Source organism: Micromonospora sp. WMMD1274, assembly GCF_049179035.1.
In the GTDB taxonomy this organism is placed as follows: Bacteria; Actinomycetota; Actinomycetes; order Mycobacteriales; family Micromonosporaceae; genus Micromonospora; species Micromonospora tulbaghiae.
This window is the reverse complement of sequence record NZ_JBMHMG010000001.1, coordinates 2,127,397-2,144,087: the sequence shown is the minus strand read 5'-3', so window position 1 is coordinate 2,144,087 and position 16,691 is coordinate 2,127,397. Positions and strand designations below refer to the sequence as shown.

Below are 16,691 nucleotides of genomic sequence, written 5' to 3'. Positions count from 1 at the left end.
CCTGCGGGTCAGTCGACCCGCAGGCGGTACCCCCGCTTGACCACCGTCTGCACCACGCGGGGCGCCTTCAGGCCGGCCCGCAGGCGGGCGACAGCCATCTCCACCGCGTGCTCGTCGGCACCGCGCGGCAGCGTACGCAGCAGCGCGGTGCGGGAGAGCACCTTCCCGGGGGACGCGGCCAGCGCCCGCAGCACGGCCATCGGCGCCGGCGCCAGCTGACGCAGTTCCCCGTCCACCACCGCGGCGTGCCCACGCAGCGTCAGCACGTGCCCGGCCGCCTTCACCGAGACCGTGCGCCGGGGCAGTTCCTCGACGATGGTGCGGACCAGGGCGCCCAGCCGGGCCCGGCTCGGCGCGCTCACCGGCACCCCGCGCCGGACCAGCGGCTCGGCGGTGACGGTGCCCACGCACCCGGCCAGCACGTCGCCGCGCAGCGCCTCCAGCACCGTCTCGGTACGGTCACCGGCCGCCCGCAGCAGAGCCTCGGCCGCCGGTGCCGAGGTGAACGTGACCGCGTCGACGAGACGCCCGGCGACCAGGTCGATGAGCCGGTGCAGCGGCGCCGGGTCGGCCGGCGGCGCCCACCGGTACACCGGCACCTCGATCACCGTGGCGCCGGCCGCCACCAGCGCGTCGGCGCACTCGGGCTGCCGCTCGCCGTGCAGCTGCATCGCCACCACCTGGCCGGCCACCCCGCGCCGGACCAGGTGCTCGACCACCTCGTCGCAGCTCTCCGACTCCGGGGACCAGTGCTCGCGCAGCCCGGCGGCCCGGATCGCACCGGTCGCCTTCGGACCGCGGGACACCACGTACGTGTGGGCGAGCGTGGTGCGCAGCGGCTCGGCCAGCCCCCAGCCCTCGGCCGCCTCCAGCCAGCCGCGCATGCCGATGCCGGTGTTGGCCATCAGCACGTCCGGCGGGTGTTCCAGGCAGGCCCGGGTGGCCTCACGCAGGTCGGTGTCGTCGGCCAGCGGGACGATCCGCAGCGCCGGGGCGAGCACCACCCGCGCCCCGCGCCGCTGGAGCAGCGCGGCCAGTTCGTCGCGCCGCCGGTCGGCGGTGACGCCGATGGTGAAGCCGGCCAGCTCGTCCCGCATCATTCCTCCTGCCGTAACCGCACCTCGACCAGGCCGTCCCGGCAGCGCACCGGGTGCCGGCGCAGCGTCACGCCCGGTAGGTCCAGGCACCGCCCGGTGGTGAGGTCGTAGACCTGCTTGTGCAGCGGCGAGGCGAGCGTGGGCACCCCGCCCCGGCTGCCGACCAGGCCCCGGGACATGACGTACGCGCCGCCGACCGGGTCGAGGTTGTCCACCGCGTACAGGCCGTGCGCGGTGCGGAAGACCGCGACCTGTACGCCGTCGACGAGGGCGGCCACACCCCGGTCGGGGTCGAGCCGGTCCAGCGGGCAGACCGGGGTCCAGTCCAGCGTGACGACGGGGCTCATCGGCGTACCTCCGGCAGGCCCAGCACGACGGGCTGGCGGCGGTGTCCGCCGTCCGGGGGCGCGCCCCGGGCCGGCACCGGCTGGCCCCGTTCCTGGGTGAACGTGATGGACGGGTCGGGCACGTCGGGCGCGTTGACGAAGGAGGTGAAGCGGCGCAGCCGGTCCGGGTCCTCCAGCACGTCGCGCCACTCGTCGGAGTAGCTCGCGACGTGCCGGGCCATCGCCGCGTCGAGGTCGGCGCAGAGCCCGAGCGAGTCGTCCACGAGCACCGACCGGAGGTGGTCCAGGCCGCCGTCCATGGCCTCGACCCAGGCGGCGGTGCGCTGCAACCGGTCGGCGGTGCGGATGTAGTACATGAGGAACCGGTCGATCAGCGTGACCAGCTCGGCGGTGCTCAGGTCGGTGGCGAACAGGTCGGCGTGCCGGGGCCGGAAGCCGCCGTTGCCGCCGACGTACAGGTTCCAGCCGCTCTCGGTGGCGATGATCCCGAAGTCCTTGCTCCGGGCCTCGGCGCACTCCCGGGCGCAGCCGGAGACCGCCGACTTGAGCTTGTGCGGCGCCCGCAGGCCCCGGTACCGCAGCTCCAGCGCGACCGCCAGCCCCACCGAGTCCTGTACGCCGTAGCGGCACCAGGTGTCGCCCACGCAGGACTTCACCGTGCGCAGCGCCTTGCCGTACGCGTGGCCGGACTCGAAGCCCGCGTCGACGAGCCGGCGCCAGATCTGCGGCAACTGGTCGACCCGCGCGCCGAACAGGTCGATCCGCTGCCCGCCGGTGATCTTCGTGTACAGCCGGAAGTCGCGCGCCACCTCGCCGATCGCGATCAGCTTCTCCGGGGTGATCTCCCCGCCGGGAATCCGCGGCACCACCGAGTAGCTGCCGTCGCGTTGCAGGTTCGCCAGGAAGTGATCGTTGGTGTCCTGGAGCGACGCCTGCTCACCGTCGAGCACGTGCCCGGTGCCCAGCGAGGCCAGGATCGAGGCCACCACCGGCTTGCAGATGTCGCATCCGCTCCCGCGCCCGTGCTCGGCGACGAGCCGGGAGAACGTGCGGATGCCCCGCACCCGGATCAGGTCGAACAGCTCCTGCCGGCTGTGGTCGAAGTGCTCGCACAACGCGGTCGACTGGCGTACCCCGGCGGCGTCCAGCAGCTGCTTGAGCATCGGCACGCAGGAGCCGCAGCTCGTACCGGCCCGGGTGCACGCCTTCAGCGCCGGCACGTCGGCCGCGCCGCCGGCGATGGCCGCGTCCAGGTCGGCCCGGGTCACCGCGTTGCAGGAGCAGACCTGCGCGCCGGCGGGCAACGCGCCCGCACCGGCGCCCGCGCCGCCGGCCGGCGCCAGCAGGGCCAGCGGGGGAGCGGGCAGCGGCCCGCCGACACTGGCCCGCAACGCCGGGTACGCGCTCGCGTCGCCGACCAGCACGCCGCCCAGCAGCGTCCGCGCGTCGTCGGAGAGGACCAGCTTCGCGTACGAGCGGGTGGCCGGGTCGGTGTACGTCACGTCGAGGCAGCCCGGGGTGACGCCGTGCGCGTCACCGAACGAGGCCACGTCCACGCCGAGCAGCTTGAGTTTCGTCGCGGTGTCCGCGCCGGGGAACGTGGCCGCGCCGCCGAGCAGCCGGTCCGCCACCACCTCGGCGGTGGCGTACCCGGGCGCGACCAGTCCGTGGCAGACGCCGTCCACCGCCGCGCACTCGCCGACCGCCCAGATCCGCTCGTCGGCGGTCCGGCAGGCCGCGTCCACCAGCACGCCGCCGCGCGGGCCCAGCGGCAGCCCGGCCGCGCGGGCCAGCTCGTCGCGCGGCCTGATCCCGGCGGCGACCACCACCAGCTCCGCGTCGAGCGTGCGCCCGTCGGCCAGGTCGAGCGCGGCCACAGTGCCGTCCGGCCCGGGCCGCAGCGCCGTGGTGGCCACCCCGAGGTATGGCGTGACGCCCAGCTCCTCGACGTACCGCCGGAGCATCGCGCCGCCCGCCTCGTCCACCTGCACCGGCATCAGCCGGGGCGCGAACTCGACCACGCTGGTGGCGAGCCCGAGCAGCCGCAGCGCGTTCGCCGCCTCCAGCCCGAGCAGCCCGCCACCGATCACCGCACCGGTGCGGCGGCCCCGGGCGTGCTCCCGGATCGCGGCCAGGTCGTCCAGCGTCCGGTAGACGAAGACGCCGGGCAGGTCGGTGCCGTCGACCGGCGGCACGAACGCGTACGAGCCGGTGGCGAGCACCAGCGCGTCGTACGGGTACTCACCGGCCGCCGTGGTCACCACCCGCCGGGCCCGGTCGACGCCGGTGGCCGGTTCGCCCAGGCGCAGGTCCACTCCGGCGTCGGGGGTGTGCACCGTCAGCTCGTCGGCGTCCACCCCGTCGAAGACGGCCGAGAGCCGCACCCGGTCGTACGCCGGACGCCGTTCCTCGGCGAGGACCGTGACCCGCCACCGCCCGTCGGTGTCCCTGGCCCGCAGCGCCTCGACGAAGCGCTGCCCCACCATGCCGTTGCCGACGACGACCAGCCTGCTGATCCGCTCGGTCATGACGCCACCTCCACCGTCTCGCGTACCTCGTCGGTTGTGGACGGATCCGCCTCGGCGAGCCAGCCGGCGATGCCCGCCACCGCGTCCCGGCAGCTGCCGCAGCCGGTGGCGGCCCGGGTCACCGCGGACAACGCCGCCGCCGTCCGGGCGCCCGCCCGCCAGCACGCCACCAGCGCGCCCTTGCTCACGTCGTTGCACCGGCACACGGTCGCGGCGTCCGGCATCAGCGCCGGTGAAGCGGCCGGCCCGGCCGGCGTCTCGCCGAACGCCCGGCCGAGCAGCAGCGAACGCCGGTCCGCCGGCACCGGCGCGCCCCTGTCGAACAGCTGCACCACGGTGCCGACCGCCGGGTTGTCGCCGAGCAGGATCGCGCCGGTCAGCCGCTCGTCCCGGATGCGCAGCCGGGCGTAGGTGCCACGGGCCGGGTCGGCGAAGGTCAGCTCCTCGACCGGCCCGCCCGGGTCGCCCGTGCCGGCCACGTCGCCCATCGCGGCCAGGTCGATGCCGGCCGCCTTGAGCCGGGTCACCGCCGGCCGGGGCCGGTAGCGGGCCAGCGGGTCCGCACCGGTCAGCACGTCGGCCACCACCCGGGCCTGTGCCCAGGCGGGCGCGACCAGCCCGGTCAGCGCGCCGTCGTGCTGCGCGCAGTCGCCGATCGCGGAGATCCGCCGATCACTCGTCCGCATCCGGTCGTCCACCACCACGCCCCGCTCGACGGCGAGCCCGGCCGCCGCGGCGAGCGCGGTGTCGGGGCGTACCCCGCAGCAGAGCACCAGCAGGTCGGCGGCGAGCGTCTCGTCGTCGCCCAGGTGCAGGCGGACGCCGTCGGCGCCGGCGGTCACGGCGGTCGCCGGCACCCCGAGCCGGGACCGGACGCCCAGGCCGGCGAGCGTGCCCGCGAGGACCGCGCCGGCCGGCGGGTCGAGCTGGCGTTCCATCAGGTGCCCGACCGGGTGGACCACAGTCACGTCGAGACCCCGGGCGGCCAGCCCGCGGGCCGCCTCCAGCCCCAGCAGCCCGCCGCCGAGCACGATCACGCGCCGCGCGCCCTCAGCGGCGGCGAGGATCCGGCGGCAGTCGCCGAGCGTGCGGAACGGGACGACCCGCTCGGGCAGCGGGGCGAGGCCCGGCAGCGGCGGCACCACGGCCCGGCTGCCGGTGGCGAGCACCAGGTGGTCGTACCCGTGCCGCTCGCCGTCGTCGGTGACCACCTCGCGGGTGGCCCGGTCCACGGCGGTGACCGCCGCGCCGGTGCGGACCCCGACCTCCGGCCCGATTGCTTCGACCAGCTCCACGTCCGGCTCGCCGATGCGTCCGGCGAGCAGCGTGGAGAGCATGATCCGGTTGTACGCGCGGTGCGGCTCCGCCCCGAGCACTGTGATCCGCCGGTCCCCACCGCGCGCGTGCAGCTCGGCGGCGAGGCGGGCGCCGGCCATGCCGTAGCCGACGACGACGATGTGCTCGCTCATGCCGCCTCCACCCGGACCGCGCAGATCTTGAACTCGGGCATCCCGGAGACCGGGTCGAGGGCGTCGTTGGTGACCGAGTTGGCGCGTTGCGCGCCGGGCCAGTGGAACGGCGCGAAGACGGTGTCCGGCCGGATCGCGGTGCTGAGCCGGGCCGGTGCGCGCAGCTCACCCCGGCGGGAGACCACCCGTACCGGCGCCCCGTCGGTCACGCCGATCCGTGCCGCCAGGTCGGGATGCAGCTCGACGAAGCCGCCCGGCGCGGCGCGGCGCAACGCGGCCACCCGCCGGGTCTGCGCGCCGGACTGGTACTGCGCGAGCACCCGGCCGGTGGTGAAGTGCAGCGGGTAGTCGGCGCACACCGGCTCGGCGGCCGGCCGGTGGGTCACGGCGTGGAACCGGGCCCGGCCGTCCGGGGTGGGGAAGCGGTCGGCGAACAGCCGGGGGGTGTCCGGGCCGTCCCGGTCCGGACAGGGCCAGAACACGCCGGTGTCGGCGTCGATCCGGTCCCAGGTGATCCCGGCGTAGTCGGCCGGCCCGCCGGCCGAGGCCCGGCCCAGCTCCGCGAACACCTCGCGCGGATCGGCCGGCAACGGCGTCCCGCCGCCGCTCAGCCGTTCCGCGAGCGCGGCGAGGATCGCCAGCTCGGTACGGACGCCGGCGGGTGGTTCGCGCAGCGCCCGGCGGCGCAACACCCGGCCCTCCAGATTGGTCATCGTCCCGTCCTCCTCGGCCCACTGGGCGACCGGCAGCACGACGTCGGCCAGCTCGGCCGTCTCGGAGCGGACGAAGTCCGCCACCACGAGCAGGTCCAGGGCACGCAGCCGGGACTCGACCCGCGCCGCGCGGGGCGCGGACACGACCGGGTTGGAACCGAACACCAGCAGCGCCCGCGCGCCCGACGGCGTGCCGAGCGCGTCGAGGAGCTGGTACGCCGGAACGCCCGGCCCGGGCAGCGCGTCCGGGTCGACGCCCCACACCCCGGCGACGTGCTCCCGGGCCGCCGGGTCGTCGATACGCCGGTAGCCGGGGAGCTGGTCGGCCTTCTGCCCGTGCTCCCGGCCGCCCTGCCCGTTGCCCTGCCCGGTCAGGCAGCCGTAGCCGGAGCCGGGACGGCCGGGCAGGCCCAGGGCGAGCGCCAGATTGATGAAGGCGGTGACCGTGTCGACCCCCTTGGCGTGCTGCTCGGCGCCCCGCGCGGTGAGGACGACCGCACGGTCCACTGTGGCCAGAGCACGGGCGGTCGCGTACAGGTCGGCCACCGGCACGCCGGAGAGTCGTTCCACCTCCGCCGGCCAGTAGCCGGCCACCGTCCGCCGGACCTCGTCGAAGCCGGTGGTCCGCTCCGCGACGTACGCCCGGTCCAGCCAGCCCTCGGTGAGCGCGATGTGCAGCAGCGCGTTCGCCACCGCGAGGTCGGTGCCGGGCAGGGGTTGCAGGTGCAGGTCGGCCTGGCGGGCGGTGGCGGTGGCGCGCGGGTCGACCACGATCAGCCGACCGCCGCGTTCCCGCAGGTCGGTGACGTGCCGCATCAGCGGTGGCATGGTCTCGGCCGGGTTCGCGCCGACCAGCAGCAGCGTGTCCGCGCGGCCGAGGTCGGCGAGCGGGAACGGCAGTCCGCGGTCGATCCCGAACGCCCGGATCCCGGCCGCGGCGGCCGACGACATGCACCAGCGCCCGTTGTAGTCGATGTGCCGGGTCCGCAGCGTCACCCGGGCGAAGCGGCCGAGCGCGTACGCCTTCTCGTTGGTGAGTCCGCCGCCGCCGAAGACGGCCACCGCGTCCGGCCCGTGGCGGTGCTGCACGTCCCGGACCCCGGCGGCGACGCGGTCCAGCGCCTCGTCCCAGGTCGCCGGCCGCAGCTCGCCGCCGGGCCGGTCGCGCAGCAGTGGCCCGGTGAGCCGCTCCGGGTGGTCGAGCAGGTCGGCAGCGGTCCAGCCCTTCTGGCACAGCCCGCCCCGGTTGGTGGGGAAGTCGCGTGCGGCGACCTCGACACCGTCACCGGTGGCGCGCAGCACCATGCCGCACTGCAACGCGCAGTACGGGCAGTGCGTGGCGGCCTCGACGGGGCGTGACCCCGTTCGCGTCGCCGTGCGTGCACCGTCTGTCATGTCGGAAAAGCGTGCCGTCGGGCGGTTTCCGGTCCGGGTCTGCTCTGTTTCGGTCCTGTCACGACCGCTTCACACCGCACGTGGGTGACGTCGTCCTCCGCGGGGTTTACAATGTGGGAAACTTGTCTCAAATAACGGGAGGCTCCGATGAGCGTGGCGGACGCGTTCGACGCGGTGGCCGGGAGCTACGACCAGGCCCGGCGCCGCCTGGTGCCCTGCTTCGACGCCTTCTACGGCACCGCTGTCGAGGTGGCCGCGCCGCCGCTGCGCGCCGCGCTCGCCGCCGGGCGTACCCCCGAGGTGCTGGACCTGGGCGCGGGCACCGGCCTGCTGTCCCTGCTGCTGGCCGCAGCCGTCCCCGGGGTCCGCCTGACGCTCGTGGACGGCGCCCCCGGCATGCTCGCGGTGGCCGCCGGGCACCTGGACGCCCGGGGCGTGCCGCACCGCACGGTCCACGCCGACCTGGCCGACCCGCTGCCCGCCGGCCGGTACGACGCCGTGGTGTCCGCGCTGGCCATCCACCACCTCGACGACTCCGGCAAGCGGGCGCTGTACCGGCGGGCCGCTGAGGCGCTGGTCCCCGGCGGGGTGTTCGTCAACGCCGAGCAGGTGGCCGGACCGACCCCGACGCTGGACCGCCGCTACGACGAGGTGTGGACGGCGCGGATCACCGAGCTGGGCTCCGACGCCGAGGAGATCGCCGGTGCGCGGGAGCGGATGCGGCACGACCGGCCGGCCCCGGTGGCCGATCAGTGCCGGTGGCTGGCCGAGGCGGGACTGGTGGACGTGGACTGCTTCTTCAAGGAATGGCGCTTCGCGGTCTTCGGCGGTCAGCGGCCGGGGGGACCGGCGAGATGATTCTCGAGCCGCTCGGCGAAACGGGGTGCGCCGGCCTTCCGTAAGTGGGCGATCAACTCGACCGCGTCCTTGTCCTCTGAAACGAGGCTGCGCCGGTAGTAGTCGATCTGCCGCGCCAATGCCCGCAGAACCAGGGGCATCGAACGGTCGGCCGCCCAGCCGAGGAACTCGTCGCCGGTGAGGACCGACAGGGATTCCCGTACGCATTCCGGAGGAAAGGCGCGCCGGTCGTCGGTCACCAGGATGTCGGCGCGGCCATGGACGGCGGCGGCCAGGACATGCCGGTCGTCCGGGTCCGGCGGGCACGGCACGTCGTTCGGCGAATAGCTGGTGACGAGGCCGTACGGAAATGCCTGGACGAAACGACGCCGCTGCCCACCGATCGCCTGCTCGGAATGCTCGGGCCGCTTGCGGCGCAGGCGGTACATCCATTCCGCCAGGACGTCCTCGCTGTACCGCAGATCGAAGACGGCGCAGTCGCCTTCGAGCGCGAGAAGGCTGATCCAGTCGCGAAGGGTCCTGGAATAGAGAACGTTCGCGTCCAGGAACACCAGGGCGGCGCTGGGGATCACAGTGGACACCCTACCCAGCGCCCCTTGGCCGGTCCGGGAACTACACGTCGTCGGTGAAGCCCAGCGCGTCGGACTCCCACATCAGGGCCTCGTACGACTTCCGTCGCTCTTCCATCTGTCGTTGCCGGAAAGCGAGGACGTCGCGGAGAAAGAGGCGCCGGTGGCTCCCGACCCGGTGGGACGCGATCGACCCGTTCTCCACCAGACGGACGAGTGTGGGGCGGGACATGCCGAGCAGTTTCGCCGCCTCGGTCGTCGTCAGTTCGCGGGAGACGGCGCTGATCGCGACGCCGTCGCCGCGGGCGAGCATCGCCGAGATCTGATGGAGGACGTCGAACATCTGGGCGGGAACGTCGACCTCTTCGCCGTCCGCCGAGACGAGGCGGGCCACGCCCCCGCCTGCGGCAAGGGGGTGCCGCACGAGGAACTCCTCCATGGCGGCTGCCTTCCGGCGCTCCGCTCCCTCGGTGGGCATGACCGAGGCGGCCATGCCGGTGCTGAGGCTCATGACGGCTCCCTGTGGCAGACGTGGCTCGCGTCCCAACCGTTCGGACTGACACCATCGTCGCGTCCAAGTGCAATATCCGCAACTGGCTTCGGTTGTTTCACCTGATGATGTCCTAATCCCCGATCGGTGGGGAGGAGGATGACTGCTGGTCATACCGATGGGTAGTCTTCGCGGCATGACCGCCAAGGTGACGCTGTCGTTCTCCGACGAGACGATCGAGGAGGCGCGCCGGTTCGCCAAGCGGGAAGGGCTCTCCCTCTCCGCCTGGATGGACCAGGCCGCCCGGGAGAAGGCGCTGCGCGAGGTCTTCACCGCGCACGCCGACGCGGTCGGCCGGGCCGGCCTGGACCTGGAATCCGCCGCCCTGGCCGACGCCCAGGAGGCCGCGCTCGTCGACGACGCCCTGTTCGGCGGGCGTCCGCGTGCTGCGTAGGGGCGAGGTCTGGCGCATCTCCGGCGCCCGGGAACGGTTCGGCCTGGTGATCAGCTCCGACGTCTACAACGCCACGGCGGTGCCGATCGTGATCGTGGCCGAGGTGGTCGAGGAGTCGCTGCTGCGTGACTCGCCGCTCGCCGTGCGGATGGGCCCGTACGTGGTGATGCCCGACCGGATCTCCTCACCGATGAAGAAGTGGTTCACCGAGTGCGTGGACGTGGCCGACACCGAGACCATGCAGCGGGTCGGCCGGGCGCTGCGGATCCTCCAGGAGCTGTGACCGCCTCACCGGCGCCGTCCGGCGGACGTGCGATCTCCGTTGCCGGGCCGACGCGTGCGGGGCACGCCGGGGAAACCACGGGCTGAGAGCGTCGCCTCGTCATCGACGAGGAGGAGTCCGTCAGTGAGCACGCTCGTTTCCGCACCGACCACGCCGCCGGCCACCACCGCCGGCCGGCTCACCGAATGGCGGCCGGAGGACCCGGCGTTCTGGGCGGCCGGTGGCGCCCGGGTGGCCCGGCGCAACCTGTACGTCTCGATCTTCGCCGAGCACGTCGGCTTCTCCGTGTGGAGCCTCTGGTCGGTGACGGTGCTGTTCCTGGGCCCCGAGTACGGCATCGACCCGGCCGGGAAGTTCCTGCTCACCGCCGTGCCGGCCGCGCTGGGTGCGGTGCTGCGGCTGCCGTACACGCTGGCCGTGGCCCGGTTCGGCGGCCGGAACTGGACCATCGTGAGTGCCCTGCTGCTGCTCGTACCGGCGGTGCCGATGGCCGTGCTGATCGAGCCCGGGGTGTCGTACGCCACGCTGATGGTGCTCGCCTGCCTGTCCGGCGTCGGCGGCGGCAACTTCGCCTCGTCGATGGCGAACATCAACCTGTTCTTCCCGGAGCGGCTCAAGGGCCGGGCGCTGGGGCTCAACGCCGGCGGCGGCAACCTGGGCGTACCGGCCGTGCAACTGGTCGGGCTGGCGGTGCTGGCGACGGCCGGCGCCGCGTACCCCCGGTTGGTGCCGGCGGTCTACCTGCCGCTGATCGTGCTGGCCGCGCTGGCCGCGGCCCGCTGGCTGGACAACGTGCCGGGGGCGCGCAACGAGCCCGGCGCGCTGCGCGCGGCGGCCCGCGACCCGCACACCTGGGTGATGTCGGTGCTCTACGTGGGCACGTTCGGCTCGTTCATCGGCTTCGGGTTCGCCTTCGGCCAGGTGCTCCAGCTCCAGTTCCACGACCGGTTCCCGACGCCCGTCGACGCGGCCTGGCTGACCTTCCTCGGCCCGCTGATCGGGTCGCTGATCCGGCCGGTGGGCGGTCAGCTCGCCGACCGGCTGGGCGGGGCCCGGGTGACGTTCTGGAACTTCGTGGCGATGGCCGCCGGCGCCGGGCTGGTGCTGTACGCCGCCCGGGAGCGGTCGTTCCCGCTCTACCTGGCCGGGTTCCTGGCGCTGTTCGTCTTCTCCGGCATCGGCAACGGCTCGACGTACAAGATGATCCCGGCGATCTTCCGGGCCCGGGCCGTCACGGAGAGTGAGCTGACCGGCGACCCGGAGGCGGCGCAGCGGCGGGCCCGGCGCCTGTCCGGCGCGGTGATCGGCATCGCCGGCGCGGTCGGCGCGTCCGGTGGGGTGCTGGTGAACGTGGCGTTCCGGCAGTCGTTCCTGACATCCGGCACTGCCGACGCCGCCTACCTGGCCTTCATCGGGTGGTACGCGCTCTGCTTCCTGGTGACCTGGGTGGTCTACCTGCGTCCTGGACCGCGTACCCTGGTCGGCGTGTGACCTGTGCCATGACGAACCCGCAGGCCACGCACGGCGCGACCCCGTTTTGACCTGCCGCCGGGCGGCCGGGTATCGTTGCCTGCTGTTGTACGACATTCTTAGGCGTGCCGCATCAGGTACGCTTGGTCGTTCGTGCGCGCTGGTCCGGCTGGGAACTCCTGGTCACCTCGGCGCGCGACCCCAGACCGACGACGAGACAAGGTAGACCTGTGCGTACGTACAGCCCGAAGCCGGGTGAGATCGAGCGTCAGTGGCACGTCATCGACGCCTCTGATGTCGTGCTGGGCCGCCTGGCGACCCACGCCGCCACGCTCCTGCGTGGCAAGCACAAGCCGACTTTCGCGCCGCACGTCGACACGGGCGACTTCGTCGTCATCGTGAACGCGGGCAAGGTCGCGCTGACCGGCAACAAGCGCCAGACCAAGGTCGCTTACCGCCACTCCGGTTACCCGGGTGGTCTGAAGCGGGTCGGCTACGACGAGCTGCTGACCAAGCGGCCCGAGCGGGCCATCGAGCTGGCCGTGAAGGGCATGCTCCCGCACAACAAGCTGGGCCGTCAGCTTCTCAAGAAGCTGAAGGTCTACGCCGGTGCCGAGCACCCGCACACCGCGCAGCAGCCGGTGCCGTTCGAGATCAAGCAGATCGCGCAGTGAGCGCGGGCGAAGGAAGCAGCATGACCGACATCACCGCCACCGAGGTCGCCCCCGAGGCCACCGAGGCGCCGGCGCCCGTCGCGCGCGCGCCCCGTGGTGACCGCCCGATCCAGACCGTGGGTCGGCGCAAGGAAGCCATCGTCCGGGTCCGGATCGTGCCGGGCACCGGCAAGATCACCTGCAACGGCCGCGACCTCGAGGCCTACTTCCCGAGCAAGGTGCACCAGCAGCTCATCAAGGACCCGCTGGTCACCGCCGAGAAGCCCGAGGCGTTCGACGTGATCGCCAACCTGCGTGGCGGCGGCACCACCGGCCAGGCCGGCGCGCTGCGGCTCGCCATCGCCCGGGCGCTGATCGTCAGCGAGCCCGACGACCGCCCGGCCCTGAAGAAGGCCGGCTTCCTGACCCGTGACGCCCGGGTCAAGGAGAGCAAGAAGTACGGCCTCAAGAAGGCCCGTAAGGCTCCCCAGTACTCGAAGCGCTGATCACCACAAGCGTCTTGTACTTCTGACGGACGGCCGGTTCGCCTCCCCTTCCGGGAGGCGGGCCGGCCGTTCCGCGTTTCTCTCCTCTCATCGGCAGTTCCACGGAGGTTGGCGGGTATGGGCCGGTTGTTCGGCACGGACGGCGTACGCGGGCGGGCGAACGCGGATCTCACCCCGGAGTTGGCGCTGGCGGTCGCGGTGGCCGCGGCCCACACGCTGGCCGAGACCGACAAGAGTCATCCGCCGCTCGCGGTGGTCGGCCGGGACACCCGAGCCAGCGGCGAGATGCTGGAGGCGGCGGTGGTCGCCGGGCTCACCAGCGCCGGCGCCAACGTGGTCCGGGTGGGCGTGCTGCCCACCCCGGCGGTGGCGTTCCTCACCGCCGAGATCAAGGCCGACCTGGGCGTGATGCTCTCCGCCTCGCACAACCCGATGCCGGACAACGGCATCAAGCTGTTCGCCGCCGGCGGGCACAAGCTGCCCGACGAGATCGAGATGCGGATCGAGGAGGCGGTGAAGGCCAACGCCATCACCGCCTGGAAGCGCCCGATCGGCGCCGGCGTGGGCCGGGTCAACGACCTGCTCGACGGCGCCGACCACTACGTGCAGCACCTGGTCGGCACCGTGCCGCACCGCCTCGACGGGATCAAGGTCGTGGTCGACTGCGCCAACGGCGCGGCGGCCGACGTCGCACCGGTCGCCTACCGGGAGGCCGGCGCCGAGGTGATCGCCATCCACGCCGAGCCGGACGGGCTCAACATCAACGACGAGTGCGGCTCCAACCACATCGACGCGCTGCGCGCCGCCGTGGTCGAGCACGGCGCCCACCTCGGCATCGCCCACGACGGCGACGCCGACCGATGCGTCGCGGTCACCGCCGACGGCGACGAGGTCGACGGCGACCAGGTAATGGCGATCCTCGCGCTGGCCATGCGGGACGCCGGCGAGCTGACCCAGGACACCCTGGTCGCCACCGTGATGAGCAACCTCGGTCTCCGGCTGGCCATGTCCGAGCACGGCATCCGGCTGGTCGAGACCAAGGTCGGCGACCGGTACGTGCTGGAGGAGCTGCGCGCCTCCGGCCTGGCGCTCGGCGGCGAGCAGAGCGGGCACATCGTGCTGCCCGCGTACGCCACCACCGGCGACGGCGTGCTGACCGGCCTGCACCTGATGGCGCGGATGGCCGCCACCGGTACCTCGCTGGCCGAGCTGGCCGCCGTGGTCACCAAGCTGCCCCAGGTGCTGATCAACGTGCCGGTCGGGGACCGTACCGTCGGCGCCGCCGCACCCGCCGTCCGGGCCGAGGTCGAGCGCGCGGAGGCGGAGCTGGGCGAGACCGGCCGGGTGCTGCTGCGCCCCTCCGGCACCGAGCCGCTGGTCCGGGTCATGGTCGAGGCGGCCACCGAGGACACCGCGCGCGATGTCGCCGAGCGCATCGCCGAGCAGGTACGCACCGCCAGCCCGGTCGCCTGACGCCACACCGGGTCGCCTGAGCCACGCCGCCCGCCGGGATCTCCTCGGCGGGCGGTTCAGTTCGCGCGCAGGCGGCGCAACCGGGTCACCGCCTCGGCCAGCACCTCCGGCCGCTTGCAGAACGCGAACCGGACCAGCCGGCGGCCGGCCTCCACGTCGTCGTAGAACACCTGAGTGGGCACCGCCACCACACCGCAGCGCTCGGGCAGCGCCCGGCAGAACTCCACCCCGTCCCGGCCACCGAGCGGCGTGACGTCGGCGGTGACGAAGTAGGTGCCCTCCGGCGCGAGCACGCCGAACCCGGCGTCGGCCAGCCCGGCGGCGAGCTGGTCCCGCCGCCGTTGCATGTCGTCCCGGAACCCGGTGAAGTACGAGTCCGGCAGCGCGAGCGCCACCGCCACCGCCGGTTGCAGCGGTCCGGCGTTGACGAACGTCAGGAACTGCTTGACCCGCAGCACGGCGGCCACCAGTGGGGCCGGCCCGCTCACCCAGCCGACCTTCCAGCCGGTGCAGGAGAACGTCTTCCCGGCCGACGAGATGCGCAGCGTCCGCTCCCGCATGCCCGGCAGCGTGGCCAGCGGTACGTGCGGCGCGGCGGCGTCGGTGAACACCAGGTGCTCGTAGACCTCGTCGGTGACCGCGTACACGTCGTGCTCCCGGCACAGTTCGGCCACCGCTGCCAGCTCGTCGGCGGTGAAGACCTTGCCGGTCGGGTTGTGCGGCGAGTTCAGCAGCACCATCCGGGTACGCGGCCCGAATGCGGCGCGCAGCTCGTCCGGGTCGAACGCGTACCGGCCGTCGGCGCCGGGACGCAGCGTCACCGGGCGGCGGACCGCACCGGCCAGCGCGATCGAGGCGGCGTACGAGTCGTAGTACGGCTCGAAGCAGATCACCTCGTCACCCGGCTCGCACAGTGCGAGGATGCTCGCCGCGACCGCCTCGGTGGCGCCGGCCGTCACCACGATCTCGCCGTCCGGGTCGTACTCCAGACCCCAGAACCGGCGCTGGTGCTCGGCGACGGCGGCGCGCAGCGCGGGGATCCCCGGGCCGGGCGGGTACTGGTTGTGGCCGGTACGCAGCGCCTCGGCCGCGGCGGCGAGCATCTCCGGCGGGCCGTCGGTGTCCGGGAAGCCCTGCCCGAGGTTGACCGCGCCGGTGCGCACGGCCAGCGCGGACATCTCGGCGAAGACGGTGGTGCCGAACGGCCGCATCCGGGCCACCAGGGGATCGGTCGTCGTCACGGCGGCCAGCCTACGGCCCGCCGCCGACTGCTCACCAGCCGAAGCAGGTCGCGCCGTACTCGCCCGAGTCCGTGGAGACGACCTTGCCGTTGACTGTGATCCGGCAGGTCACCTCGCCGGACTCGACGGGGCTCGCGATGATCTGCACCCGCTCGCGGTCGTTCGCGGTGAGGCTCAGCCGCCAGGGCGTGTCCACGGCGCCGGGCTGGTGGAAGTTCGCGTCCGCGTCGTAGAACTGCACCTCCGCCTCGCCGTCGGTGGCTGTGACCTCGTACAGGACGGTGAACCTGCCGGGTCCGCCGGACGGGGTGGTGACCGGTCGGGCCGGGGGACCGGTGGGCTCGTCGGCCCATCCGTCGGGCTCGCCGTACAGCGGCCCGTCGTACCGGTCGCCGGAGGCCGTCCCGTCGGTCATGGAGCGGCCGAGGAAGGACAGCCCGACGCAGCCGCAGACGATCAGTGCGAGGACGGTGACGATGCCGATCACCAGGCCGATCGCCCAGCCACCGCCGCTGCGGCGCGGCGGCATGCCCGGATACGCGTACGGCGGCGGGTAGGGCCCGGGCGGGTAGGCGCCGGGTTGGTAGGGGCCGGGCGGGTAGGCGCCCGGTGTCCAGGCCGGCTGTGCCGGGAGGTCCGGGGTGCCGGGTTGGGACGGCCACCCGGGAGTGCCCGGGAAGTCTGGGGCCTGCGGATCGCCGGAGGCCGGTGGGACGGCCGGGCGTGGCGTGGTGGCCGGGTCGGCCGGAGCCGCCCACCCCGGTTCGCCCACCGGCCGGCCCGTGTCGCTCGGGGACGCGGCCGGGCCGGTTCCGGACGCGCTCTCCGGGCCGGGTGCGGCCCAAGGGCTCGGGGCCGGGGACGGCGACCAGGGCGCGGGTGGCGTCCACGGCTGCGGTGCGGCCAACGGGTCCGGCGGCGTCCAGGTGGAGGGCGGCGGCGTGGCCGGTGCGGCGGTCGGGTCGCTCGGTCCGGAGGCCGGTTCGGGGGCGGGGGTCGTCTCGGACATCGGCTCAGCTCACAGGGGTACGGCGCGGACGACCGCGGAACGGTGGGCCCGGGGGACGGCGCCCGGCCTCAATGTAGGCGGTGGCGGCCAGCCGTGCGGTCCCGGCCGGCGGTCCGCGCGCCGCGTCCCGTACCGG

Annotated in this window: 16 protein-coding genes; 7 read left to right on the top strand and 9 right to left on the bottom strand. The window is 74.0% G+C overall.

From position 1 onward, the window contains the following. Positions 1-8 precede the first annotated feature (8 nt). The 5 genes from ACN27D_RS09695 to ACN27D_RS09675 are packed head-to-tail and all read right to left on the bottom strand — an operon-like array spanning position 9 to position 7,549. Positions 9-1,097 carry a uroporphyrinogen-III synthase gene (locus ACN27D_RS09695; protein WP_120573110.1) on the bottom strand — a complete coding sequence of 363 codons (1,089 nt, stop codon included), beginning with the start codon at positions 1,095-1,097 and terminating at the stop codon, positions 9-11. Then, positions 1,097-1,444 (bottom strand): nitrite reductase small subunit NirD, encoded by a 348-nt coding sequence (gene nirD / locus ACN27D_RS09690; RefSeq protein ID WP_120573111.1) that lies wholly within the window; start codon positions 1,442-1,444, stop codon positions 1,097-1,099. Before nirD ends, ACN27D_RS09695 begins: the two co-directional genes overlap by 1 nt. After that, entirely contained in the window at positions 1,441-3,972 is a 2,532-nt protein-coding gene (gene nirB, locus ACN27D_RS09685; RefSeq protein ID WP_421498954.1) for a nitrite reductase large subunit NirB, read from the bottom strand. Before nirB ends, nirD begins: the two co-directional genes overlap by 4 nt. Then, positions 3,969-5,441, bottom strand: a complete 1,473-nt coding sequence (locus tag ACN27D_RS09680; protein WP_421498953.1) for an FAD-dependent oxidoreductase — start codon at positions 5,439-5,441, stop codon at positions 3,969-3,971. Before ACN27D_RS09680 ends, nirB begins: the two co-directional genes overlap by 4 nt. Beyond that, positions 5,438-7,549, bottom strand: coding sequence for a molybdopterin oxidoreductase family protein (locus ACN27D_RS09675; RefSeq protein WP_421498952.1), 2,112 nt, complete (start codon positions 7,547-7,549; stop codon positions 5,438-5,440). The genes ACN27D_RS09680 and ACN27D_RS09675 overlap by 4 nt, the downstream gene beginning before the upstream one ends. Before the next feature lie 147 nt (positions 7,550-7,696). Between ACN27D_RS09675 and ACN27D_RS09670 the strand changes: the two genes are divergently transcribed. Beyond that, positions 7,697-8,407, top strand: coding sequence for a class I SAM-dependent methyltransferase (locus ACN27D_RS09670; RefSeq protein ID WP_421498951.1), 711 nt, complete (start codon positions 7,697-7,699; stop codon positions 8,405-8,407). Here ACN27D_RS09670 and ACN27D_RS09665 read toward each other — a convergent pair. Together ACN27D_RS09665 and ACN27D_RS09660 are read right to left on the bottom strand one after the other, a co-directional pair. Continuing rightward, a complete protein-coding gene (locus tag ACN27D_RS09665; protein WP_421498950.1) occupies positions 8,380-8,979 on the bottom strand; it encodes a PIN domain-containing protein in 600 nt (199 codons plus the stop codon). The two genes, ACN27D_RS09670 and ACN27D_RS09665, sit on opposite strands and share 28 nt — an antisense overlap. A 40-nt stretch (positions 8,980-9,019) precedes the next feature. Next, complete coding sequence (locus ACN27D_RS09660; protein WP_421498949.1) at positions 9,020-9,487, bottom strand: helix-turn-helix domain-containing protein; 468 nt, start codon at positions 9,485-9,487, stop codon at positions 9,020-9,022. Positions 9,488-9,662: 175 nt separating this feature from the next. Between ACN27D_RS09660 and ACN27D_RS09655 the strand changes: the two genes are divergently transcribed. The 6 genes from ACN27D_RS09655 (at position 9,663) to glmM (ending at position 14,305) form a co-directional block, all read left to right on the top strand. Then, entirely contained in the window at positions 9,663-9,920 is a 258-nt protein-coding gene (locus ACN27D_RS09655; RefSeq protein WP_181726592.1) for a DUF6364 family protein, read from the top strand. Further along, the gene (locus tag ACN27D_RS09650) at positions 9,910-10,203 is read left to right on the top strand and encodes a type II toxin-antitoxin system PemK/MazF family toxin (protein WP_120573117.1); all 294 of its coding nucleotides are present in this window, start codon (positions 9,910-9,912) and stop codon (positions 10,201-10,203) included. Before ACN27D_RS09655 ends, ACN27D_RS09650 begins: the two co-directional genes overlap by 11 nt. A 123-nt stretch (positions 10,204-10,326) precedes the next feature. Then, on the top strand, positions 10,327-11,694 hold the full coding sequence (locus ACN27D_RS09645) for an MFS transporter (RefSeq protein WP_252449613.1): 1,368 nt from the start codon (positions 10,327-10,329) through the stop codon (positions 11,692-11,694). 209 nt (positions 11,695-11,903) lie between these two features. Next, positions 11,904-12,347: a 50S ribosomal protein L13 gene (rplM, locus tag ACN27D_RS09640; protein ID WP_013288574.1), complete on the top strand. Its 444-nt coding sequence runs from the start codon at positions 11,904-11,906 to the stop codon at positions 12,345-12,347. Positions 12,348-12,367: 20 nt separating this feature from the next. Next, positions 12,368-12,832, top strand: a complete 465-nt coding sequence (gene rpsI / locus ACN27D_RS09635; protein WP_018784602.1) for a 30S ribosomal protein S9 — start codon at positions 12,368-12,370, stop codon at positions 12,830-12,832. A 117-nt stretch (positions 12,833-12,949) separates the two neighbouring features. Next, entirely contained in the window at positions 12,950-14,305 is a 1,356-nt protein-coding gene (gene glmM, locus ACN27D_RS09630) for a phosphoglucosamine mutase (protein WP_421498948.1), read from the top strand. Positions 14,306-14,361: 56 nt separating this feature from the next. On the opposite strand, the gene ACN27D_RS09625 is transcribed toward glmM, so the two are convergent. Both ACN27D_RS09625 and ACN27D_RS09620 read right to left on the bottom strand, forming a co-directional pair. Beyond that, positions 14,362-15,546: a pyridoxal phosphate-dependent aminotransferase gene (locus tag ACN27D_RS09625; RefSeq protein ID WP_421498947.1), complete on the bottom strand. Its 1,185-nt coding sequence runs from the start codon at positions 15,544-15,546 to the stop codon at positions 14,362-14,364. Positions 15,547-15,577: 31 nt separating this feature from the next. Beyond that, a complete protein-coding gene (locus ACN27D_RS09620; protein WP_421498946.1) occupies positions 15,578-16,555 on the bottom strand; it encodes an MmpS family transport accessory protein in 978 nt (325 codons plus the stop codon). Positions 16,556-16,691 lie beyond the last annotated feature (136 nt).